The following is a 22,309-nucleotide window of genomic DNA, read 5'->3' on the forward strand; positions in this document are numbered from 1 at the left end:
CGACTCGGCGGGTTCGCGGCGTACAACTGCGCCGACTCGGCGTGGGGATCAGAGCAGGGAGTAGGCCTTGTCGAGGACCACGCGCAGGATCTGCTCGATCTCGTCGAAGTGCTCCTGGTCGCAGATCAGCGGGGGAGCGAGCTGGACCACCGGGTCGCCGCGGTCGTCGGCCCGGCAGTAGAGGCCCTCGTCGAACAACGCCTTGGAGAGGTAGCCGCGCAGCAGCTTTTCGGCCTCGTCGTCGTTGAAGGTCTCCTTGGTGGCCTTGTCCTTGACCAGCTCGATCCCGTAGAAGTAGCCGTCGCCGCGGACGTCGCCGACGATCGGGAGGTCGGTGAGCTTCTCGAGGGTGGCCCGGAACGCGCCCTCGGTGTCGCGGACGTGCTCGTTGATCTTCTCGCTCTCGAAGATGTCGAGGTTGGCCATGGCCACCGCGGTCGAGACCGGGTGCCCACCGAAGGTGTAGCCGTGGGCGAACGACTCGTGCCCGTGCAGGAACGGCTCCATCAGCCGGTCGCTGGCGATCATCGCACCCAGCGGCGAGTAGCCCGAGGTCAGGCCCTTCGCACAGGTGATGATGTCGGGCTGGTAGCCGTACCGCTCCGCGCCGAACATGTGGCCCAGGCGCCCGAACGCGCAGATGACCTCGTCGGAGACCAGCAGCACGTCGTACTCGTCGCAGATCTCGCGGACCCGCTGGAAGTAGCCGGGCGGGGGCGGGAAGCAGCCGCCGGAGTTCTGCACCGGCTCGAGGAACACCGCAGCCACGGTGTCGGGGCCCTCGAACTCGATGGCCTCGGCGATCCGGTCGGCCGCCCAGCGACCGAAGGCCTCCTCGTCGCGCGCCGCCTCGCCGGCGCCGTGCTCCGCGGCCCGGTAGAAGTTGGTGTTCGGCACCCGGAACGTCGAGGGCACCAGCGGCTCGAACTGCGCCTTCATGCCCGGCAGGCCGGTGATGGACAGCGCGCCCTGCGGGGTGCCGTGGTAGGCGATGGCCCGGCTGACGACCTTGTGCTTGGTCGGCTTGCCGGTCAGCTTGAAGTAGTTCTTGGCCAGCTTCCAGGCGCTCTCGACCGCCTCGCCGCCACCGCTGGTGAAGAAGACCCGGTTCAGGTCACCCGGCGCGTAGCCCGCGACCCGCGCGGCCAGCTCGATCGCCGAGGGGTGGGCGTAGGACCACAGCGGCATGAAGGCCAGCTCGCGGGCCTGCTTCGCGGCGGCGTCGGCCAGCTCGGTGCGCCCGTGGCCCAGCTGGGACACGAAGAGCCCGGCCAGCCCGTCGAGGTAGCGCTTGCCCTGCGCGTCGTAGATGTAGGCGCCCTCGCCGCGGACGATGACGGGCACGTCCGCGTGGTCGTACGTCGAATGCCGCGTGAAGTGCATCCACAGGTGGTCCTTCGCGGCCTGCTGCAGATGGTCGTAGTCCGGGTGCATGCCCCCATGGTCGCCAAAGAATCGCCTCCGGGCAAGTGAATCCGTGGTGAATCGCGTCCCACGCCGCGAAATCCGCAGCGATTCGACGCGGGGTCGGGTGTCTGGGAGGGCGACGCTGCTTGAATGCGGCCATGACGACGGTGGTGCTGCGCAACGGGACGCTCTTCGACGGGCACCGGTACGCCGGGCCCGGCGCGGTGGTCCTCCGTGACGGCCGGATCGCCGCCGTCGTGACGGGGCCTGATCTCGACGGGCTCGATCACCGGCTGGGGCAGCTCGATCAAGGGGCGGGGGCGCCGGTGACCGAGGTCGACCTCGGGGGCGGCCTGGTGGCGCCCGGCTTCGTCGACGCCCACGTCCACGCCGTGCAGGGCGGTCTCGAGCGGCTCCGCTGCGACCTGTCCGAGGGGCGCACGCGCGAGGACTACCTGGCCCGGGTGGGGGACTACGCCCGACGGCACCTGGAGCTGCCGTGGATCCTCGGCGGCGGCTGGGCGATGGCGGCCTTCCCGGGCGGTACCCCCACCGCGGCCGATCTCGACCTCGTGGTCCCGGACCGCCCCGTGTTCCTGCCCAACCGTGACCACCACGGCGCCTGGGTGAACAGCCGCGCCCTCGAGATCGCTGGGGTGGACGCGCACACCCCGGATCCGTCGGACGGTCGGTTCGAGCGGGATGCCGACGGGCGACCCGCCGGCACCCTGCACGAGGGCGCCATGCACGCCGTCGCGCGGCACCTGCCCGCGACGAGCGCCCCGGAGTACTACGAGGCGCTGCTGGCCGGGCAGTCCCACCTCCACTCGGTCGGCGTGACCGGGTGGCAGGACGCGATCGTCGGGGCCTACGCCGGCATGGACGACCCCGGCCCGACGTACCTGCACGCCGCCCGGGCCGGCGACCTGACCGCCCACGTGGTCGGGGCGCTGTGGTGGGACCGGGACCGCGGTGCGGAGCAGGTCGCGGAGCTCGTCGCCCGGCGCGCGGAGTACACCCACGGCAGGTTCCGGGCCACCAGCGTCAAGATCATGCAGGACGGCGTGGCGGAGAACGGCACGGCTGCGATGACCTCGCCCTACCTCGACCGCTGCGGGCACCCGACCGCCAACGCCGGGCACTCGTTCGTCGATCCGGCCGCGCTGGGGAGGTACGTCGAGGCGCTCGCCGCCGAGGGGTTCCAGGTACACGTGCACGCGATCGGGGACCGGGGCGTCCGGGAGGCGCTCGACGCCTTCGCCCACACCGGTCGCGCCCTCGGCGACGGGGACCTGCGGCACCACATCGCCCATCTCCAGCTCGTGGACCTCGACGACGTGGGCAGGTTCGCGGCGCTCCGGGTCGTGGCGAACATCCAGGCGCTGTGGGCGTGCCTGGACGAGCAGATGACGGAGCTGACGCTGCCGTTCCTGGGTGCGGAGCGGGCGCGCCGGCAGTACCCGTTCGGCGACCTGCACGGGGCCGGCGCCCGGCTGGCGGCCGGCAGCGACTGGCCGGTCAGCAGTCCCGACCCGCTCGCCGCGATCCACGTCGCGGTCAACCGCACGGCGTACGACGAGCCGGGACCGGCCGGGGAGGTGCCCTTCCTGCCCGAGCAGGCCCTCGCGCTCGAGACGGCGTTCGCGGCCTACACGTCGGGCTCGGCCTGGGTGAACCACCGCGACGACGCGGGCGTGCTGGAGGCCGGAAGGGCGGCCGACCTGGTGGTGCTCGACCGGGACCCGTTCGCCGGTCCGGCGAGCGAGATCGGGGCCACCAAGGTCGTCTCGACGTGGATCGACGGACGGAAGGTCTTCGAAGCGTGAGTCCCTCGCAGTGACGGAATCCGTCATTGGAAACGCGGGCCCCTACAGATTCCGTTGTGTGATGGCTAGGCTCACTGCCACCGCTGACAACACCGGAGGGCTGCACCATGGCTGACACGACGTTCCGCAACGTCATCAACGGCGAGCTCGTCGACGCAGCGTCGGGGGAGACCTACGACGTGATCGACCCGACCACGGGCGAGGTCTACGCGACCGCGCCGGCATCCGGCGGCGAGGACGTCGACCGTGCCTACAAGGCCGCCGAGCAGGCCTTCGAGACCTGGGCCGACAGCACGCCGTCGGAGCGCCAGCGCGCCCTGCTCAAGATCGCCGACGAGCTGGAGAAGCGGTCCCGGGAGTTCGTCGACGTCGAGTCGAAGGACACCGGCAAGCCGATCGGCTTCACCGTCGACGAGGAGCTGCCGCCGGCGATCGACCAGATCCGCTTCTTCGCTGGGGCCGCCCGGGTGCTGGAGGGCAGGGCCGCGGGGGAGTACCTCAAGGACCACACCTCCTTCGTCCGCCGCGAGCCGATCGGTGTGGTCGGCCAGGTGACGCCGTGGAACTACCCGCTGATGATGATGGTCTGGAAGATCGCCCCGGCGCTGGCGGCCGGCAACACCGTCGTGCTCAAGCCGAGCGACACCACGCCCGCCTCGACCACCCTGTTCGCCGAGATGGCCCAGGAGTTCCTGCCGCCGGGCGTGTTCAACGTCGTCACCGGTGACCGGGACACGGGCCGGGCCCTGGTCGAGCACCCGATCCCGCAGCTCGTCGCGATCACCGGCTCGGTCCGCGCCGGCGTCCAGGTCGCGCACTCGGCGGCCGACCAGCTCAAGCGAGTCCACCTCGAGCTCGGCGGCAAGGCCCCCGTGATCGTCTTCGACGACGCGGACGTCGAGGCCGCGGCCGAGGGGATCGCGGGCGCGGGCTACTTCAACGCCGGCCAGGACTGCACCGCGGCGACCCGGGTGCTCGCCGGACCGGGCGTGCACGACGACTTCGTCGCGGCGCTGACCGAGCAGGCCCGCAGCACCAGGACCGGGCTCCCCGACGACGAGGACGTGCTCTACGGACCGCTCAACAACGTCAACCAGCTCGATCGCGTCACGGGCATGGTCGACAGGTTGCCCGACCACGCGCGGGTCGAGGCCGGCGGCAGGCGGCAGGGTGACCGCGGCTACTTCTACGAGCCGACGGTGCTCTCGGGCCTCCGGCAGGACGACGAGCAGATCCAGGACGAGATCTTCGGCCCGGTCATCACCGTGCAGCGGTTCAGCGACGAGGCCGAGGCGCTGCGCTGGGCCAACGGCGTCAAGTACGGCCTGGCGTCCTCGGTGTGGACTAAGGACCACGGGCGCGCCATGCGGATGGCGCGCAAGCTCGACTTCGGAGCGGTGTGGATCAACACCCACATCCCGATCGTCGCCGAGATGCCGCACGGCGGCTTCAAGCACAGCGGCTACGGCAAGGACCTGTCCATGTACGGCCTCGAGGACTACACGCGCGTCAAGCACGTGATGTCCTACATCGGGGAGTGAGATGAGGATCCTGCTGATCGGCGCCGGCGGCGTCGGTGCGGCGTTCGCTGCCATCGCCGCGCGCCGCGACTTCTTCGAGGCCGTGGTGATCGCGGACTACAACGTCGAGAGCGCGGAGAAGGCCGCCGTCGCCGACGACCGGTTCAGCGCCGCCCGGGTCGACGCGAGCAGCGCCGACTCGGTGACCTACCTGTGCCGCGAGCACGCGATCACGCACGTGATGAACGCCGTGGACCCGCGGTTCGTGATGCCGATCTTCGAGGGTGCGTTCGCCGCCGGCGCGGACTACCTCGACATGGCCATGTCGCTCTCCCGGCCGCACTCCGAGGCGCCGTACGAGAAGACCGGCGTCAAGCTCGGCGACGAGCAGTTCGCCAGGGCCGAGGACTGGGAGTCGGTCGGGCGGCTCGCGCTGGTGGGGATCGGCGTCGAGCCGGGCCTCTCGGACGTGTTCGCGCGGTACGCCGCGGACCACCTGTTCAGCGAGATCGACGAGCTCGGGACCCGCGACGGGGCGAACCTCACCGTCGACGGCTACGACTTCGCCCCCAGCTTCTCCATCTGGACCACGATCGAGGAGTGCCTCAACCCGCCGGTGATCTGGGAGAACGGCGAGTGGCGCACCACCCCGCCCTTCTCGGAGCCGGAGGTGTTCGACTTCCCCGAGGGGATCGGACCGGTCGAGTGCGTCAACGTCGAGCACGAGGAGGTCCTCCTCATGCCGCGCTGGGTCGACTGCCGGCGCGCCACCTTCAAGTACGGCCTGGGGGACGAGTTCATCGAGGTCCTCAAGACGCTGCACAAGCTCGGGCTGGACCGGACCGACAAGGTGAAGGTCGGGGGAGTCGAGGTGAGCCCGCGCGACGTGGTGGCCGCCTGCCTGCCGAACCCGGCCGAGCTCGGCCCGCGGATGAAGGGCAAGACCTGCGCCGGCCTGTGGGTCATCGGCAAGGGCAAGGACGGCGCCCCGAGGTCGACGTACCTCTACCACGTGGTCGACAACGAGTGGTCGATGCAGGAGTACGGCCACCAGTGCGTCGTGTGGCAGACCGCGATCAACCCGGTCGTCGCCCTCGAGCTGCTCGCGAACGGCACCTGGTCGGGCTCCGGGGTGCTCGGGCCGGAGGCCTTCGACGCTGTCCCGTTCCTGGACCTTCTCACCGAGTACGGCAGCCCCTGGGGCCTGCAGGAGCTCTGACCGGCTGGGGCTGGGCAAAAGTCCGTCACGCAGTGGCTGCGCCTGCGAAAACCGTTGTTTTCATGACCTTTGACGATGGAACTCGCAGTTGGGTGGCGCTACCGTTCAGCCATGTCGACCGCGATCGAGCTCCGGGGACTGAGCAAGCACTTCGGTGAAGTGCGCGCGGTGGACGGCCTCGACCTCGAGATCGCGGACGGCGAGTTCTTCTCGATGCTCGGCCCGTCCGGGTCGGGCAAGACCACGGTGCTGAGGCTGATCGCCGGGTTCGAGCAGCCGACCAACGGGACGATCACCCTCGGCGGCGAGGACGTGAGCGGGCGGCCGTCGTTCGCCCGTGACGTCAACACCGTCTTCCAGGACTACGCGATCTTCCCGCACATGAGCGTGCGGCAGAACGTGGAGTACGGCCTGCGGGTCAAGAGGGTGCCGCGGGCCGAGCGGCGCAAGCGGGCCGAGCACGCCCTCGAGACGGTCCGGCTCGCCGGGTACGACGACCGTCGGCCGCACCAGCTCTCCGGCGGCCAGCGGCAGCGCGTGGCCCTGGCCCGCGCCCTCGTCAACCGTCCCAAGGTGCTGCTGCTCGACGAACCGCTCGGCGCGCTCGACCTCCAGCTGCGGCGGGAGATGCAGATCGAGCTGAAGGAGATCCAGCGCGACGTCGGCATCACGTTCGTGTTCGTCACCCACGACCAGGAGGAGGCGCTCACGATGAGCGACCGCATCGCGGTCTTCAACAACGGGCGCATCGAGCAGCTCGCAACTCCGGTGCAGCTCTACGAGCACCCGGCCAGCGCCTTCGTCGCGGGTTTCGTGGGCACCTCCAACTTGCTGCAGGGCGAGGTGGCGGAGCAGCTCGTGGGCGCGGAAGGCACCTTCGTGATCCGCCCGGAGAAGGTCACCATGACCGCCCCCGAGGCCGCCCCCGCCGCCGGTGACGGCACCTGCGTCGCCCGCGGCGTGGTTCGCGAGGTCGTCTACCTCGGCGCCACCACGCACTCGGTGGTCGACCTCGACGCCGGCGTCACCCTCACCGTGTCGCACCAGAACGCCGACAAGACCATCGACGCCGCGCTCGAGCGCCGCGACCACCCGGTCGCGCTGGTCTGGCAGCGCGACAACCTCGTCCCCCTGGGCGGACCCCGTCCCGGCCCGGTGGCGTCCCCTGAGGAGGAGAGAGCATGAAGAAGATCAGTCCCAGGCGGCTCGCGGCGGTGGCCGCCGCAGCCCTCCTGGTCGCGGTCTCGGGATGCGGCACCAGCTCCGACAGCGGTTCGAGCGGCAACGGCGGGTTCACGCCACCGGACCTGCCGATGAAGCAGTCGATCGGCGACATGGAGGGGCAGGTCAACATCCTGGCCTGGCCGGGCTACGCGGAGGACGGCAGCAACGACCCGAACTACGACTGGGTGACGGCGTTCGAGAAGAAGACCGGCTGTCAGGCCAACGTCAAGTACTTCAACACCTCCGACGAGGCGGTCAAGCTGATGCAGACCGGCGAGTACGACGTGGTCTCGGCCTCCGGTGACGCCTCACTACGCCTCATCGCCTCCGGTGATGCCGCACCGGTCAACACCGACCTGATCGAGAACTACGCCGACATCGCGCCCTTCCTCAAGGACCGCGACTGGAACTCCGTCAACGGCCAGATGTACGGCATCCCGCACGGCTGGGGAGCGAACCTTCTCGCCTACAACACCGAAGTGGTCAAGCCCGCCCCCACCAGCTGGGGCGCGGTCTTCGGGGGCGCGTCTGACTATCCCGGCAAGGTCACGGCCTACAACTCGCCGATCTACATCGCCGACGCGGGGCTCTACCTCATGAAGCACCAGCCGGACCTCGGCATCAAGAACCCCTACGCGCTCGACCAGGACCAGCTGCAGGCCGCGGTCGACCTGCTGAAGAACCAGCGCAAGTACGTCGGGGAGTACTGGTCGGACTACCTGCAGGAGGTGTCGGGCTTCAAGACGGGCGACACGGTGATCGGGACGGCGTGGCAGTACAACGCGCTCACCGCCCAGGCCGAGGGCGCGCCGATCAAGACGGTCTTCCCCTCGGAGACCTCGACCGGCTGGTCGGACACCTGGATGATCAACCCCAAGTCGTCGCACTCCAACTGCGGTTATGCGTGGATGGACTACATCGCCGGCCCCGGGCCGCAGGCGCAGGTGGCGGAGTACTTCGGCGAGGCACCGGCCAACACCAAGGCCTGCGCCCTGACCGTCGACAAGAATTTCTGCGACGACTGGCACGCCGAGGACAAGGCCTACTCCGACAAGCTCTGGTACTGGACCACGCCGATCTCCGACTGCCTCGACGGCCGGACGGACGTCCAGTGCACCGACTACGGCGACTGGACCCAGGCCTGGACCGAGATCAAGGGCTGAGCCGGTGGCACGCGCGCCGAGGCAGGGCCTTCGCACCGGACTGCTCCTGCTGCCGCCGATGCTCTGGCTCGGTGTGGCCTACCTCGCCGCGCTTGCCGCGCTGCTCATCACCTCGCTGTGGACCCAGGACGACTTCACCGGCGAGATCCAGCGGCAGTGGACGCTGGACAACTTCCGGGACCTGTTCACCATCGACGTCTACCGGACCATCACCGTGCGCACTCTCGAGATCGCGGCCCTGGTCACGGTGATCGACGCGGTACTGGCGTTCCCGGTCGCCCTCTACATGGCCAAGGTCGCCTCCCCGCGCGCCCAGCGGCTGCTGGTGATCGCGGTGCTGATGCCGCTGTGGGCGTCGTACCTGGTCAAGGCCTACGCCTGGCGGGGGATGCTGTCCGAGGGCGGGCTCCTCGACTGGGTGCTGGGCCCGTTCGGCCTGCAGTCACCCGGCTACGGGCTGCTCGCACTCACGATGACGCTGGCCTACCTGTGGCTGCCCTTCATGATCCTGCCGGTGTACGCCGGCCTGCAGCGCCTGCCGGACTCGCTGCTGGAGGCGTCCGCGGACCTCGGGGCTCGCTCCTGGACGACGGTGCTGCGGGTGGTGCTCCCGCAGGCGTTCCCGGCGCTGGTCGCCGGGTCGATCTTCACGTTCTCGCTGACGATGGGCGACTTCATCGCGGTGCGGATCGTGGGCGGCACCAGCCAGCTGCTCGGCAACGTGGTGTACGACAACATCGGGGCGGCCAACAACCTGCCGTTCGCCGCCGCGGTGGCCACGGTGCCGATCGCCGTCATGCTGGTCTACCTCGCCGCCGTACGCCGCACCGGCGCGCTGGACAACCTGTAGGGGAGGGCGGGCCATGACCATGTCGCGAGGCCTGCGGGTCTTCCTGCTCGGGTTCACGGTGCTGGTACTGGTGCTGGTCTACATCCCGCTGGCGCTCGTGGTGGTCAACTCCTTCAACGTCGACCGCACCTTCACCTGGCCGCCGCCGGACCTGACCCTGAAGTGGTGGGACGCGGCGCTGCACAGCACGGCGGCGCGGTCTGCGCTGTGGACCAGCGTCGAGGTGGCGCTGGCGGCGACCGCGGTCTCGATGGTGCTCGGGACCCTGGCCGGGCTGGCCCTGCGGCAGACCCGGTTCTTCGGGCGCAACGTCGTCTCCCTGGTCATCATCCTCCCCATCGCGCTCCCCGGCATCGTCACAGGGATCGCGCTCAGCAACGCGTTCACGACGATCCTGGGCGTCGGCCTGAGCCTGTTCACCGTGGTCGTGGCGCACGCCACCTTCTGCATCGTGACCGTCTTCAACAACGTGCAGGCACGCCTGCAGCGGCTGGGCGGCAGCCTCGAGCAGGCGTCGATGGACCTCGGGGCCGGGCCGTTCACGACGTTCCGGCTCGTCACCTTCCCGATGCTCCGCTCGGCGCTGCTGGCCGGGGCGCTGCTGTCCTTCGGACTGTCGTTCGACGAGATCGTGGTGACCACGTTCACGATCAGCGCGACCGACCAGACGCTGCCGATCTGGATCTTCCAGAACCTCTTCCGCCCCAACCAGGGCCCCGTCGTCAACGTGGTCGCCGCGGTCCTGGTGCTCCTCTCCGCGATCCCGATCTACCTCGCCCAGCGCCTCTCCGGCAGCACCGCCGAGGGGCTCACCGGCGCCCGCTGACAAGGCCGACTCGGCGCAGTTGTACCCGCGGATGGTGCCGAGTCGGCGTGGGGGCACGGGTCAGGCGGTGGCGGCGAAGGCCTCGGCCAGCACGTCGAGGCCCTCGTGGAGCAGGGGGTTGGAGATCGCGAGCGGGGGCAGGAGGCGCAGGACGTTGCCCCAGGTGCCGCAGGTGAGCGTGACGACCCCCTGCTGGTGGCAGTACGCCGAGACCGCGGCCGTGCGGACCGGGTCGGGCAGCGTAGTGCCCGGCTCGCAGAGCTCGATCGCCATCATCGCCCCGCGGCCGCGCAGGTCGCCGATCACCGGGTGGTCGCCGGCGATCGCCGTGAGCCGCTCGTGCATCAGCGCACCGATCTGCCGGGCCCGGCCGGCGAGGTCGTGGGAATGCATCTCCTCGATCGCGCCCAGTGCGGCGGCGCACGCGACCGGGTTGCCACCGTAGGTCCCACCGAGCCCACCGACGTGGACGGAGTCCATCAGGTCCGCGCGCCCGGTCACGGCCGCCAGCGGCAGCCCCCCGGCGATGCCCTTGGCGGTGGTCACCAGGTCCGGGACCACGCCCTCGTGGTGGGAGGCGAACCAGTCGCCGGTGCGGCAGAAGCCGGTCTGGATCTCGTCGGCGATGAAGACCACGTCGTTGCGGGTGCACCACTCCGTGAGGGCCGGCAGGAAGCCGCGCGCGGGGACGACGAAGCCGCCCTCGCCCTGGATCGGCTCGACCACCACGCAGGCGAGGTTGCTCGCGCCGACCTGCTTCTCGATGACGTCGATGGCCCGGGCCGCGGCCTCCTCGCCGGAGAGCCCGTCGCGGAACGGGTAGGACATCGGTGCGCGGTAGACCTCGCCCGCGAACGGCCCGAAGCCCTGCTTGTACGGCATGTTCTTGGCCGTCATCGCCATCGTCAGGTTGGTGCGCCCGTGGTAGGCGTGGTCGAAGACCGCGACCGCGTCCCGGCCCGTGGCGACGCGGGCGATCTTGACCGCGTTCTCGACCGCCTCGGCGCCGGAGTTGAACAGGGCCGACTTCTTCGCGTGGTCGCCCGGCGTCAGCTCCGCGAGGGCCGCGCAGACGTCGACGTAGCCGTCGTACGGCGTGATCATGAAGCAGGTGTGCGTGAACGCCGCCACCTGCTCCTGGACCCGCGAGACCACGTCGGGCGCCGCATTGCCGACGCTGGTCACCGCGATGCCCGACCCGAGGTCGATCAGCGAGTTGCCGTCGACGTCCACGAGCACCCCGCCGCCGGCCGCGGTGACGAAGACGGGGAGCGTGGTGCCGACGCCGTCCGCGACGTGCTGCTTCTTGCGGTCGAGCCGCTCCAGCGAGGCGGGTCCGGGGATCTGGGTGACGAGGCGGCGCTCCTGGGGGAGCGAGGGGCCGCCGGTGAGGTGGGAAGCCATGGATCGAGACTAGTTGCCGATCGGCGACATGGCGACGGATCCCGCCGTCGGCCTCGATCGACACCGCGCTTTTCGTCGCTCTGATGCCGCGTTCATGCGCCGACCGCCGCCTGCCGTCACGGCGGCGAGCCGGGCCGCCCGCGCGCGTCGAGCGCCACGAAGCAGTAGCCGCGTTTGCGGGCGACGCGGACGATCCGGGGGACCGCGGCGATCGAGGCGCGGGAGCCCGCGGCCCCGTCGTGCTGGAGCACGATGTTGCTCAGGTTCGGCCGTAGCCCCGCGAGGACGCGCCTGGCGATGGCCTTCCTCGATCCCCCCGACCAGTCCTGTGCGTCGACGTCCCACAGCACCGGGACCAGCCCGACGCTGCGCACGGCCCGGCGGACGCGGCGGTCGATGTCGCCGAACGGCGGGCGCATCAGGTCGCTGGGGTGCAGCCCGGTCGCGCGCAACCGGCGCTCGGTGGCACGCAGCGTGTGGCGGATCTGGGCCCGGGTCTGGGTGGTCATGTTCTGGTGCCGATAGCTGTGGTTGCCGACCAGGAATCCCGACTTCCCGACGAGCCGGGCCGCGGCGGGCGCCGCGGCCACCTGCTGGCCGACCATGAAGAACGTGGCGGGTGCGTGGACGCGCCGCAGGATGCGGACCAGGCGCGGGGTGTTCGCCGCGGAGGGCCCGTCGTCGAAGGTCAGCGCGACGTACCCCGAGGGGCATGCGGCCGAACCGGCGGCGGCCGCAGCGGACCCGACACCGATGGGCGGTGCGGTGAGCAGGGCCAGCCCCAGCACCGCCGCGAGCAGCAAGCGACGCACGGTCCCATCGTGCGCAGTTCGCGGTGCCGGTGTCCTCCAGCGCCCGTTCGATACCTCAATGTGGGTGCTGCGAGGATGGCCCGGTGAGCAAGCCCCGCGATGTCGTCGTCCTCGGCTCCACCGGCTCGATCGGCACCCAGGCCCTCGACCTGGTGCGCGCCAACCCCGACCGTTTCCGCGTGGTCGGCCTGACCGCGGGCGGCTCCAACCCCGAGCTGTTCGAGCAGCAGGTGGCCGAGTTCTCGCCCGCCCTCCACGGTCTGGGCGAGGAGGCCAGCGTCGAGGCCGCGGGGCACGACTGCGACGTCGTGCTCAACGGCATCACCGGAGCGGTGGGCCTGCGCCCGACGCTCGCCGCGCTGGATGCCGGGAACACGCTCGCGCTGGCGAACAAGGAGTCGCTGATCATGGGCGGCCCGCTGGTGCTCGAGCGTGCCGCGCCGGGCCAGATCGTGCCCGTCGACTCCGAGCACTCGGCCCTCGCCCAGTGCCTGCGCGGCGGCGCCGCCTCGGAGGTACGCCGGCTGGTGCTCACCGCGAGCGGCGGACCCTTCCGCGGGCGCAGCCGCGCGGAGCTGGCGGGCGTCACCCCCGAGCAGGCGCTGAACCACCCCACCTGGGACATGGGACCGGTCATCACGATCAACTCCGCGACCCTGGTCAACAAGGGGCTGGAGGTGATCGAGGCGCACCTGCTCTTCGACATCCCCTTCGACCGGATCGACGTGGTGGTGCACCCGACGAGCGTCGTGCACTCCATGGTCGAGTTTGTCGACGGCTCGACGCTGGTCCAGGCCAGCCCGCCCACGATGCTGATCCCGATCGCGCTCGGCCTGGACTGGCCGCACCGGGTGCCCGACGCGGCGCCCGCGGTCGACTGGTCCCGGCCCGAGACGTGGGAGTTCTTCCCGCTCGACGACGAGGCGTTCCCGGCGGTCGCGCTGGCCCGGCGGGCGGGGGAGACCGGCGGCACCGCGCCCGCGGTCTACAACGCCGCCAACGAGGTGTGCGTCGAGGCGTTCCGCCGCGGGCGGCTCGCCTTCAACGACATCGTGACGACGATTGCCGACGTCCTCGGGCGGCACGACGTACCCTCGAACCAGCGGCTGGACGTGGCGGACGTCCTCGCCGCCGACGCGTGGGCGCGGGACGAGGCCCAGCGGACCATCGACGGCTCGGCTTGTGAAGGTGGCGAATGACTGCCCTGTACTACCTGCTCGGCGTGGTGATCTTCGCGGTCGCCATCCTGGCCTCGATCGGCCTGCACGAGCTCGGCCACATGATTCCCGCGAAGAAGTTCGGCGGGAAGGTCACCCAGTACTTCATCGGCTTCGGCCCCACCGTGTGGAGCAAGCGGATCGGCGAGACCGAGTACGGCGTCAAGGGCGTCCCGCTCGGCGGCTACGTCAAGATCGTCGGGATGCTGCCCCCGGGCGCGGAGCAGGCTGCCGGTCCAGCGGGGGCCGAGGAGGTCACCGAGGACGCCATGGGCAACCAGGTCGTCCGGGTCCGCAAGTCCAACACCGGCATGTTCACCCAGCTGATCTCCGACGCCCGCGCGGCCGAGTGGGAGACGATCCGTCCCGAGGACTCCGACCGCCTCTTCTACAAGATGCCCTGGTGGAAGAAGGTCATCGTGATGGCCGGCGGGCCGTCGGTGAACATCCTGATCGCGTTCGGGATCTTCGCCGCGGTGTTCGCCACCTACGGCAACCCCAGCGACGTCCGGATCTCGCCCGTCGTCGACCGGGTCGAGGCGTGCGTCGTCCCCGCGGCCGAGTCCGGCCGCGTCTGCACCGCCCAGGACCCGGTCAGCCCCGCGGTCAAGGCCGGACTGCAGGAGGGCGACCGGATCGTCGCGTTCAACGGCACCGAGATCACCCAGTGGCAGCAGCTCCAGGACCTGATCCGGGCCAACGCCGCCGGCACCGCGAAGATCACCGTCGAGCGCGACGGCCGTACCCAGGTCCTCACCACCAACACGATGGTCACGCCCCGGCCCACGTCGGCGACCGACGAGACCCTCAAGCCGGTGGGCTTCCTGGGCTTCACTCCGACCTCCCACCTCGGGACGGGCGGTCCGGTCTACACGCTCGACCAGATGGGCACGATGACCGTCGACACGGTCAAGGCACTGGGCACCCTCCCGGTGAAGGTCTGGGGTGTCGCCGAGGCCATCGCGGGCGTCAAGGACCGGGCGATCGACAGCCCGGTCAGCATCGTGGGCGGCGGCCGGCTCGCGGGTGAGACGGTCTCCGAGCACGGCTTCCCGCTGGTCGACAAGGCCGTGTTCCTGCTGATGCTCATCGGCGGCTTCAACTTCTTCATCGGCATGTTCAACTTCATCCCGCTGCTGCCGCTCGACGGCGGGCACATCGCCGGCGCGCTGTGGGAGGCGGTACGCCGGGCGTTCGCCCGGTTGCGCGGGCGTCCGGACCCCGGCTACGTCGACGTGGCGAAGCTGTTGCCGATCGCGTACGGCGTCGCCGCCTGCCTGCTGGTGATGGGCCTGGTGCTGATCGTCGGGGACCTCGTGGTCCCGCTCCACATCGACTCCTGAGGGGGTCGGGCCGTCGGTGGTCGAGCCTGTCGGGGCCACCAGTAACCTGAACCCATGACCGAGATCAGCCTGGGCATGCCCGCCGCACCGCCGCCGGTGCTCGCCCCCCGTCGTCCGACCCGCCAGATCAAGGTCGGCAAGGTCGGCGTCGGCAGCGAGTCGCCGATCTCGGTCCAGTCGATGACGACGACGCTCACCGCCGACGTCAACAAGACCCTGCAGCAGATCGCCGAGCTGACGGCGTCGGGCTGCGACATCGTGCGCGTGGCCTGCCCGAGCCAGGACGACGCCGAGGCGCTGCCGGAGATCGCGCAGCACTCGCAGATCCCGGTGATCGCCGACATCCACTTCCAGCCGAAGTACGTCTTCGCCGCGATCGACGCCGGCTGTGCGGCGGTGCGGGTGAACCCGGGCAACATCCGCCAGTTCGACGACCAGGTCAAGGAGATCGCGGCTGCCGCGAAGGACCGCGGCACCAGCATCCGGATCGGCGTCAACGCCGGCTCCCTGGACAAGCGGCTCCTGGAGAAGTACGGCAAGGCCACCCCCGAGGCCCTCGTCGAGTCGGCCGTCTGGGAGGCGAGCCTCTTCGAGGAGCACGACTTCCACGACTTCAAGATCTCGGTCAAGCACAACGACCCGGTCGTGATGGTGCGCGCCTACGAGATGCTCGCCGAGCGCGGCGACTGGCCGCTGCACCTCGGCGTGACCGAGGCCGGGCCGGCCTTCCAGGGCACGATCAAGTCGGCGACCGCCTTCGGGGCGCTGCTCAGCAAGGGCATCGGCGACACCATCCGGGTCTCCCTGTCCGCACCGCCGGTCGAGGAGGTCAAGGTCGGCCTGCAGATCCTCGAGTCGCTCAACCTGCGCCCGCGCCGCCTCGAGATCGTGTCCTGCCCGTCCTGCGGGCGGGCCCAGGTCGACGTCTACAAGCTCGCCGACGAGGTGACGGCCGGTCTCGACGGCCTCGAGGTGCCGCTCCGCGTCGCGGTGATGGGCTGCGTCGTGAACGGGCCCGGTGAGGCCCGCGAGGCCGACCTCGGCGTCGCCTCCGGCAACGGCAAGGGGCAGATCTTCGTCAAGGGCGAGGTCATCAAGACGGTGCCCGAGTCCAAGATCGTCGAGACCCTGATCGAGGAGGCCATGCGCATCGCCGAGGGCATGGAGTCGGTCGACGGCTCCGGCGCCCAGGTCACCGTCTCCTAGCCGGCGACCGCGCGCCCGAGGTCACTGTTCGCCCAGGTCACCGTTCGGGCACGGGGCCCGGATCTTCGCGCCGGCCCGGCGCGGGTGGCCTATCGTTCGCGGCATGTCTCGGACTGTGCGCCCCGCGGGTCGCCTGCTGCTCGGCCTGGTGGGGGCGGCGCTCGCCGTGCTGGCGGTGGCGGGCGCGGCGTCCGCTGCCGGAGGCGACAACCCGCCTGCCCGGTGCCTGCGGCCGAACCGGTACGGCGAGCTCCCCACGTGCACGTGGGACGGGACCAGCTGGCACCGTTCCTTCGGCGGTGGCATGTCCACCGGCGGCCCGCCCGCCGGGTTCGTCGCGCTCTTCGTGCTCGTGCTGCTCGGCGGTGTCGGGGTCCTGGTCTGGAAGGTCAGCACCGCGCGGCGGATGGCTCGGGAGTCCGGGATGAGCGCCGGCGACGCCACCGCGATGACGTTGCTGACCGACGACGGGTTCGGGGCCACCTACCTGGCGGCGAACCTGCGGGACCGCACCCACGCTGCGCCGGCACCGCCGCCCGCTGCGGGCCGCACCGTGTCCGAGCGCCTGCAGCAGCTGCAGGCCCTGCGGGACCAGGGCCTGGTCACCGTCGAGGAGTACGACGCCCGGCGGGCCGCGATCCTCGACTCGCTGTGAGGATCCGCCCGCAGGGCCTTTGGTCCGCCGCCGAGGTGTCGTCCGGCGCTGCCTGGGCCCGACGCCATCGCCGACGCTGGGGGACATGACAGGTGAGGTCCCGGCCGGCGCGGTCACCGTCGGCATCGACGACTCCGACGCCAGCTTCGTGGCGTTGCGGTGGGCCGTGCGCGAGGCCGAGCTCGAGCAACGTCCGCTGTGCATCGTGCACTCCTACGACCCGCGGCCGGCGGTCTACTCGGGCGTCGGAGCGACGTTCCCGGGGGTCGACCTGTCCGACACGCTGGACAAGGCCGCCGAGGAGGTGCTGCACCGGGCCCGGCACCTGGCCCGCGAGCAGGCCCCGGAGCTGCCGGTGACGCTGGTCTGGAGCACGCTGGACCCGCGCGAGGCCCTCGCCGAGTCGGCAAAGGCCGCCTCGTTGCTGGTGGTGGCGTCGCGCGGGCACGGCAGGATGGCCCATCTGCTCCTCGGCTCGGTGGGCCTGTGGATCTCCCAGCACGCGCCCTGCCCGGTGGTCGTGGTCCGGGGTGACCTCGACGCCGCGGGGGAGTACGTCGACCGCCGCTGGATCGTGGTCGGCACGGACGGGACACCCGCGGCCGAGGCAGCGGTCGAGTTCGCGTTCGCGCAGGCGTCGAGGCGCGACGCCCGCCTCACCGTCGTACGCTGCCTCCCCGTCGAGGTCGGGGGCCTCCACCGCGCCCACGAGGGGCCGGTCGAGGGCGACTGCCCCGAGCGTCGGGCGCTGGAGGACCAGGTGTCCAGGCTGGCCGAGCGGCACCCCGAGGTCCGCGTCGACACCGAGCTGCGCCGGGGGTCCGCCGCCGGCCACCTGACCCGGGTGTCCGAGGGGGCGAGCATGGTCGTGGTCGGCAGCAGGCCGCGGCACGGCCCCGGCCCCTGGGGCTTCGGGGGGGTACGCCGCGCGGTGGCCGAGCACGCCTCCTGCGCCGTGGCCGTGGTGCCCGGCCACCCCGGGTCAGACGACTGACGCGGTCCAGGTGATCTGCGTGCCCGGCGCGGCGTCCTCGATGTCGAGCGTGCCGGACCGCTGCTCGGCGCGGCGCCGGATGTTGTCGAGCCCGCTGCGGCGTCCCGTCTCGCCGAGGCCGACGCCGTCGTCACGGACGCAGACCGTCATCCGGTCCGCGTTGCCGGAGACCGTGACCTGGGCGCGGGTCGCGGAGGCGTGCCGGGCGATGTTGGTCAGGCCCTCCCGGACGACCGCGGCGACGTCGCCGGTGAGCTGCGGGTCGCTGAGGATGTCGACCGGCCCGCTGAAGCTCACGTCCGGGGAGAACCCGAGCACGGGGGTGACCTCGGCGACCACCTCCATGACCGCGGTGCGCAGGTGACCACCGAAGCGGTGCGGGGTGAGCTGGAAGATCGAGGACCGGATCTGGCGGATCGCCTCGTCGACCCGCCCCACGACCTCCTCGAGCTGCTCGGCGCGTGGCTCGTCGAGCCCGGCGGCCACCCCCTGGATGCCCATGCCGGCGGCGAACAGCTGCTGGATCACGTGGTCGTGGAGGTCGCGGGCGATCCGGGCCCGGTCCTCCAGCAGCAGCATCCGCTGCTGGTCGCGCCGCGTGTCCACCAGCTCGAGGGCGATGGACGCGTGGTTGGCGAACACGGTCGCCATCTCCACCTCGTCCTCGGTGAAGCGCAACCGGCCCCGGAGGCGACCGGCGAAGAGCACGCCGCGGGTGGTCCGCCCGCCGATCAGCGGCAGCACCATCACGGGCCCGACCGGGACCACCGAGGAGAGGAAGACGCTGCCCTGCAGCGGCAGCTCGTCCCGGCTCACGTCGACGACGAGCGGGGTGCCGGTATCGAGCACGTACTGGCTCAGCGTGTTCTCGATGGGGTAGGCCGATGCCATCAGCTCCTGGCTGCCGACCCCGACGGCGGCCTCCACGACCAGTGTGTCGCCTTCGGGCGCGGGGCGCACGAAGGTCACGGTGTCGGCGCCGGCCAGCTCCTTGACCTTGTGCCCGATCGTCGCGAACACCTCGTCGGGGGAGCCCGTCAGCATCTGCAGGGTCGTGTCGGTCGAGGCCTGCAGCCAGCTCTGGCGACGGCTGGCGGTCTCGAACAGCCGGGCGTTCTGGATCGCCACCCCGGCCGTGGCGGCCAGCGACGTGACCAGCTCCTCGTCCTCGGCGCTGAACCCTCGCGGCACCAGCGTGGCGAGGTAGAGGGCGCCGAAGACCTCCTCGCGGATCCGGACGGGCACCCCGAGGAACCCGCGCATCGGCGGATGTCCCTCCGGGAAGCCCACCGAGCGGGGGTCGGCCCCGAGGTCCTCGAGGCGGATCGGCCGGGGGTCCTCGATCAGCGCTCCGAGGAGTCCCTTGCCCTCGGGGAGCCGACCGATCTCGGAGACCGTCGAGTCGTCCACGCCGACGTGGATGAACTGCTCGAGGGCGGTCCCGTCGGGGGAGATGACGCCGAGGGCGCCGTACGGCGCTTCGACCAGGTCGCACGCGGCCCGGACGATCTGGTGGAGGACGGGCTGGAGGTCGAGGACGCCGACGATGGCGCGCTGGGCACGGAGCAGCTCATGCAGCCGGGTGACCGGCTCGACCCGGGCGTCGGTGCTTTCCACGGGTCGAGGGTACCGGCACCGTGACCTGCGTCACCTGGTTCCTGAATCGTGGGGGCGCAGGGCGGCCCGGCGCCGCGTAGGCTCCCCTCGTGCTCACGACCCGCCACGGGGTGCGCCCCCTGGGGCCGCCGGACCTCGACGCCTTCCTGGCGCTCGCCGGGCGCGACCCGGTGGTGAACGTGTTCGTGGACTACCGGGCGCGCACCACCACGCTCGAGCCGCGCTGGCTCGGCGGGGAGATGTGGGGGCGCTTCGAGGACGGCGAGCTGGTGGCCGCCTGCCACGTGGGCGCGAACCTGGTGCCGGTCCAGGCGAGCGTCGAGGACGCCCGGGCCTTCGCGGAGCGCGCGCTCACCCGGGGGCGGACGGTGTCGACGATCGTGGGCCCGCAGGACGCGGTCCAGGCCTTCTGGAACGGCGTCGCCCGGGGCTGGGGAACGCCTCGCGAGATCCGCTGGAACCAGCCGCACCTCGAGATCTCCGGGGCCCCCGCGGTCGCCCCTGACCCCCTCGTGCGTCGCACCACCCGGCAGGACATGGACGAGCTGTACCCCGCCTGCGTGGCGATGTACACCGAGGAGGTCGGCATCTCGCCGGAGTACGGCGGGGGAGCCGAGCTCTACCGGGCCCGCGTCACCCAGCTGGTCAACCGTGGCTGGTCCTACGCCCGGTTCGACGGCGACCGGCTGGTGTTCAAGGCCGAGGTCGCCTGCGCGTCCCCGCGCGCTGCCCAGGTGCAGGGGGTCTGGGTCCCTCCCGACCGTCGCGGCGAGGGCCTGGCCACGGCCGGGATGGCCGGGGTGGTGGAGCTGGTACGCCGCGAGGTCGCGCCGGTGGTCTCGCTCTACGTCAACGAGTGGAACGCCCCGGCCCGCCGCGCCTACGAGCGGGTCGGGTTCCGGCAGACGGCCACCTTCGCCACCGTCATGTTCTGACACGTCCTGAGCGCCGACGCCCGGTTCGGCGTCATGGACCCGGTGTGACGACGTCGAGGAGTGGGCGCGCTCGGCGCCCGATCTCCCACTCGTGACCTCGGAGTCCTCTGATGCGCCTGTCCTCGCTGTTGCTCGCCCTCCTGCTCGTCGCCGGGGTCGGAGGTGCGGCCGCATGGGCGACGACCTCGAGGTCCGGCACCACGCAGCTGACCGCGTGCGTGTCCAAGAAGAGCGGCACCATGCGCCTGGTGAGCGCGTCGACCCGCTGCAAGTCCGGTGAGCGACGGGTGACCTGGAACGTGCAGGGGCGTCGCGGGGCGACGGGTGCAGCGGGGCCGGTCGGACCGGTCGGACCGGAGGGACCGGTGGGTCCTGTCGGGGCGACGGGGGATCGGGGTCCGGTCGGTGAGCAGGGCCCGGCCGGTGAGCAGGGTCCGCAGGGACCCGTCGGAGCGCAGGGCGCGGAGGGCCCGCAGGGCCCCACCGGCCCGCAGGGCCCCGCGGGCCTCACGAGCGTGCTGAGCGCGACCGTGCCCGCAGGCCAGACCATCACGGCCTCCGGGACGTTCCTCGGGCAGCTGACCCTCGACAAGTCCAGGAGCTACGTGGTCTCGGCCGGCGTCACCGCCACGGCCGCGGTGAGCGGAGCACTCCAGTGCCAGCTCCTTCGCGGGGGTGCCTCCGGGTGGGACGAGATGGGCGAGATCGACGTGTCCGCACGCTCGACGATCTCCCTGGAGCACGTCTACAAGGGTGTGCCCGTCATCGGCACGCAGTACGTCACCGTCCACCTCGCCTGCCTGACCGGGGGAGACGACTACGTCGTCGACGTGGCGCACCTCAACGCGATCCCGGTGCAGTCGGTGCAGGGCGGCGCCGCGGCGGCGAAGAGCACGTCGCCGGCCACCCTGACCTGGGCACGCTGAACGCAGGCCGGGCCGGGCCGGACGGGCTCGCCCGCCCCGGCCCGCCCGCTCAGCTGCGTGCGGCCGTCGTCCTGCGCAGGTTCGGCACGGGCCGCAGGTCCGAGGCCCGCTCGCAGTCGGCCACCACGCAGCGCACCGTGGCGGACTTCTCGGTGCCGTTGGTGTCCAGCAGGAGCTTCCGGTCGGACTCCCAGTCCAGGGCGCCGAACCACTGGGCCGAGTAGTGCGCCAGCACCTTCCCGTGCGGCTTGCGCAGCAGCACGTCCCGCGGGCCGAGGCCGTCGCTGAGGATGTGGATGGTGGCCATCCGGGTGCCCCGGGGCGCGAAGGTCGCGACGCGCTGCGAGCAGGACCTCCAGAGCGGCTCGGTGCCGCGCAGCGTGGTCACCACCGTGCAGCCGCCGAGGTAGGGGTCCTTGGTGTACGACGCGACCCGGTCCGCGCGGATGCTCGCCTCGTAGCCGGTCCGCCCGGAGATCCGACGGGTGGCGTCGCTGCGGGTGTTCCACCAGAAGGTGCGGTTCGGGCCCCAGCCGCCGAGCACCATCCGCTGCTCGTCGAGGTCGAGCACCGAGACCGACCCGCGGAACGTGCGGTCGGCCTGCGTCGTGCCGTCGGTGGCGTCGAAGACCCGGACCCGGCTGCTGTCACGGCCCGCCTTCGGGAAGGCGATCTGGGTGCCGTCGCCGGAGAGCAGCAGCTCCCAGATCGGCACACCGCGCAGCAGGACGGTCCGCCCGCCCGACGGCGTCAGCCGCAGGACCCGGAACCGGGCGGAGCCGTCGGCGTTGCTGGTGCCGACCACGTAGTCGTTGCCCGAGGGGCCGAGCAGGTGGACCCGGGCGGCCTCGACCTTGATGCGGACGTCGCCGTCCACCACGGTCCGCCCCTCGACGTGCGGGACGGCGATGTCCGGGCCACGCTTCAGCTCGGCAGGCCTGAGCACCGTCTCCGGGACGGCGGCCGCCGGAGCTGCGGACCCGACGAGGAGGGCGAGGGTGGCGGCCGCGGCGGTGGCGGTGGCGGCGATCTTGATGGGCTTCACGATGACTCCCCGGTCCGGACCGGGTGGTTCCCGGTGACGTCAGGTGGACGCGGCAACGGCCCCGAGGGTTGCAGTCGTGGCGGAACTGGTTCGCAGCCGACCCCGAGCCACAAGTAGCCT

The 22,309-nt window shown here is 71.5% G+C and carries 19 protein-coding genes; 14 read left to right on the forward strand and 5 right to left on the reverse strand.

What is annotated here, in order from left to right:
- Nucleotides 1-48 precede the first annotated feature (48 nt).
- Nucleotides 49-1,434 carry an aspartate aminotransferase family protein gene (locus ABD268_RS12805; RefSeq protein WP_344152489.1) on the reverse strand — a complete coding sequence of 462 codons (1,386 nt, stop codon included), beginning with the start codon at nucleotides 1,432-1,434 and terminating at the stop codon, nucleotides 49-51.
- 131 nt (nucleotides 1,435-1,565) lie between these two features.
- Between ABD268_RS12805 and ABD268_RS12810 the strand changes: the two genes are divergently transcribed.
- The 7 genes from ABD268_RS12810 to ABD268_RS12840 all read left to right on the forward strand — a co-directional run bounded on the left by ABD268_RS12810 (nucleotide 1,566) and on the right by ABD268_RS12840 (nucleotide 10,035).
- Complete coding sequence (locus tag ABD268_RS12810; RefSeq protein WP_344152492.1) at nucleotides 1,566-3,233, forward strand: amidohydrolase; 1,668 nt, start codon at nucleotides 1,566-1,568, stop codon at nucleotides 3,231-3,233.
- Between the two features lie 107 nt (nucleotides 3,234-3,340).
- On the forward strand, nucleotides 3,341-4,774 hold the full coding sequence (locus ABD268_RS12815; protein WP_344152495.1) for a gamma-aminobutyraldehyde dehydrogenase: 1,434 nt from the start codon (nucleotides 3,341-3,343) through the stop codon (nucleotides 4,772-4,774).
- 1 nt (nucleotide 4,775) lies between these two features.
- Complete coding sequence (locus tag ABD268_RS12820) at nucleotides 4,776-5,972, forward strand: saccharopine dehydrogenase family protein (protein ID WP_344152498.1); 1,197 nt, start codon at nucleotides 4,776-4,778, stop codon at nucleotides 5,970-5,972.
- Nucleotides 5,973-6,083: 111 nt separating this feature from the next.
- Complete coding sequence (locus ABD268_RS12825; protein ID WP_344152501.1) at nucleotides 6,084-7,157, forward strand: ABC transporter ATP-binding protein; 1,074 nt, start codon at nucleotides 6,084-6,086, stop codon at nucleotides 7,155-7,157.
- Complete coding sequence (locus ABD268_RS12830) at nucleotides 7,154-8,359, forward strand: ABC transporter substrate-binding protein (protein WP_344152504.1); 1,206 nt, start codon at nucleotides 7,154-7,156, stop codon at nucleotides 8,357-8,359. Before ABD268_RS12825 ends, ABD268_RS12830 begins: the two co-directional genes overlap by 4 nt.
- Before the next feature lie 4 nt (nucleotides 8,360-8,363).
- Nucleotides 8,364-9,209 carry an ABC transporter permease gene (locus ABD268_RS12835; RefSeq protein ID WP_344152507.1) on the forward strand — a complete coding sequence of 282 codons (846 nt, stop codon included), beginning with the start codon at nucleotides 8,364-8,366 and terminating at the stop codon, nucleotides 9,207-9,209.
- Nucleotides 9,210-9,222: 13 nt separating this feature from the next.
- A complete protein-coding gene (locus ABD268_RS12840; protein ID WP_344152510.1) occupies nucleotides 9,223-10,035 on the forward strand; it encodes an ABC transporter permease in 813 nt (270 codons plus the stop codon).
- A 60-nt stretch (nucleotides 10,036-10,095) separates the two neighbouring features.
- Here ABD268_RS12840 and gabT read toward each other — a convergent pair whose 3' ends face one another.
- Together gabT and ABD268_RS12850 are read right to left on the reverse strand one after the other, a co-directional pair.
- Nucleotides 10,096-11,439 (reverse strand): 4-aminobutyrate--2-oxoglutarate transaminase, encoded by a 1,344-nt coding sequence (gene gabT, locus ABD268_RS12845; protein WP_344152513.1) that lies wholly within the window; start codon nucleotides 11,437-11,439, stop codon nucleotides 10,096-10,098.
- Nucleotides 11,440-11,555: 116 nt separating this feature from the next.
- Complete coding sequence (locus ABD268_RS12850) at nucleotides 11,556-12,251, reverse strand: polysaccharide deacetylase family protein (RefSeq protein ID WP_344152516.1); 696 nt, start codon at nucleotides 12,249-12,251, stop codon at nucleotides 11,556-11,558.
- 83 nt (nucleotides 12,252-12,334) lie between these two features.
- Here ABD268_RS12850 and dxr point away from each other — a divergent pair, with 83 nt between their 5' ends.
- The 5 genes from dxr to ABD268_RS12875 all read left to right on the forward strand — a co-directional run bounded on the left by dxr (nucleotide 12,335) and on the right by ABD268_RS12875 (nucleotide 17,666).
- Nucleotides 12,335-13,450 carry a 1-deoxy-D-xylulose-5-phosphate reductoisomerase gene (gene dxr, locus ABD268_RS12855; protein WP_344152519.1) on the forward strand — a complete coding sequence of 372 codons (1,116 nt, stop codon included), beginning with the start codon at nucleotides 12,335-12,337 and terminating at the stop codon, nucleotides 13,448-13,450.
- Nucleotides 13,447-14,811, forward strand: coding sequence for a M50 family metallopeptidase (locus ABD268_RS12860; RefSeq protein ID WP_344152522.1), 1,365 nt, complete (start codon nucleotides 13,447-13,449; stop codon nucleotides 14,809-14,811). Before dxr ends, ABD268_RS12860 begins: the two co-directional genes overlap by 4 nt.
- A 54-nt stretch (nucleotides 14,812-14,865) precedes the next feature.
- Nucleotides 14,866-16,017: a flavodoxin-dependent (E)-4-hydroxy-3-methylbut-2-enyl-diphosphate synthase gene (gene ispG, locus ABD268_RS12865; protein ID WP_344152525.1), complete on the forward strand. Its 1,152-nt coding sequence runs from the start codon at nucleotides 14,866-14,868 to the stop codon at nucleotides 16,015-16,017.
- A 103-nt stretch (nucleotides 16,018-16,120) separates the two neighbouring features.
- A complete protein-coding gene (locus ABD268_RS12870) occupies nucleotides 16,121-16,672 on the forward strand; it encodes an SHOCT domain-containing protein (RefSeq protein ID WP_344152528.1) in 552 nt (183 codons plus the stop codon).
- A gap of 85 nt (nucleotides 16,673-16,757) precedes the next feature.
- On the forward strand, nucleotides 16,758-17,666 hold the full coding sequence (locus tag ABD268_RS12875; protein WP_344152531.1) for a universal stress protein: 909 nt from the start codon (nucleotides 16,758-16,760) through the stop codon (nucleotides 17,664-17,666).
- Here the strand turns inward: ABD268_RS12875 and ABD268_RS12880 are convergent.
- Nucleotides 17,655-19,283 carry a sensor histidine kinase gene (locus ABD268_RS12880; protein ID WP_344152534.1) on the reverse strand — a complete coding sequence of 543 codons (1,629 nt, stop codon included), beginning with the start codon at nucleotides 19,281-19,283 and terminating at the stop codon, nucleotides 17,655-17,657. The two genes, ABD268_RS12875 and ABD268_RS12880, sit on opposite strands and share 12 nt — an antisense overlap.
- Before the next feature lie 89 nt (nucleotides 19,284-19,372).
- On the opposite strand from ABD268_RS12880, the gene ABD268_RS12885 reads away from it, so the two are divergent.
- Nucleotides 19,373-20,218 (forward strand): GNAT family N-acetyltransferase, encoded by an 846-nt coding sequence (locus ABD268_RS12885; protein ID WP_344152537.1) that lies wholly within the window; start codon nucleotides 19,373-19,375, stop codon nucleotides 20,216-20,218.
- Between the two features lie 110 nt (nucleotides 20,219-20,328).
- Nucleotides 20,329-21,144, forward strand: a complete 816-nt coding sequence (locus ABD268_RS12890) for a hypothetical protein (RefSeq protein WP_344152540.1) — start codon at nucleotides 20,329-20,331, stop codon at nucleotides 21,142-21,144.
- A 49-nt stretch (nucleotides 21,145-21,193) separates the two neighbouring features.
- Here the strand turns inward: ABD268_RS12890 and ABD268_RS12895 are convergent, their stop codons facing one another.
- Complete coding sequence (locus tag ABD268_RS12895; RefSeq protein WP_344152543.1) at nucleotides 21,194-22,189, reverse strand: hypothetical protein; 996 nt, start codon at nucleotides 22,187-22,189, stop codon at nucleotides 21,194-21,196.
- Nucleotides 22,190-22,309: the final 120 nt, after the last annotated feature.

Source organism: Nocardioides koreensis (assembly GCF_039531775.1).
Taxonomy (GTDB): domain Bacteria; phylum Actinomycetota; class Actinomycetes; order Propionibacteriales; family Nocardioidaceae; genus Nocardioides; species Nocardioides koreensis.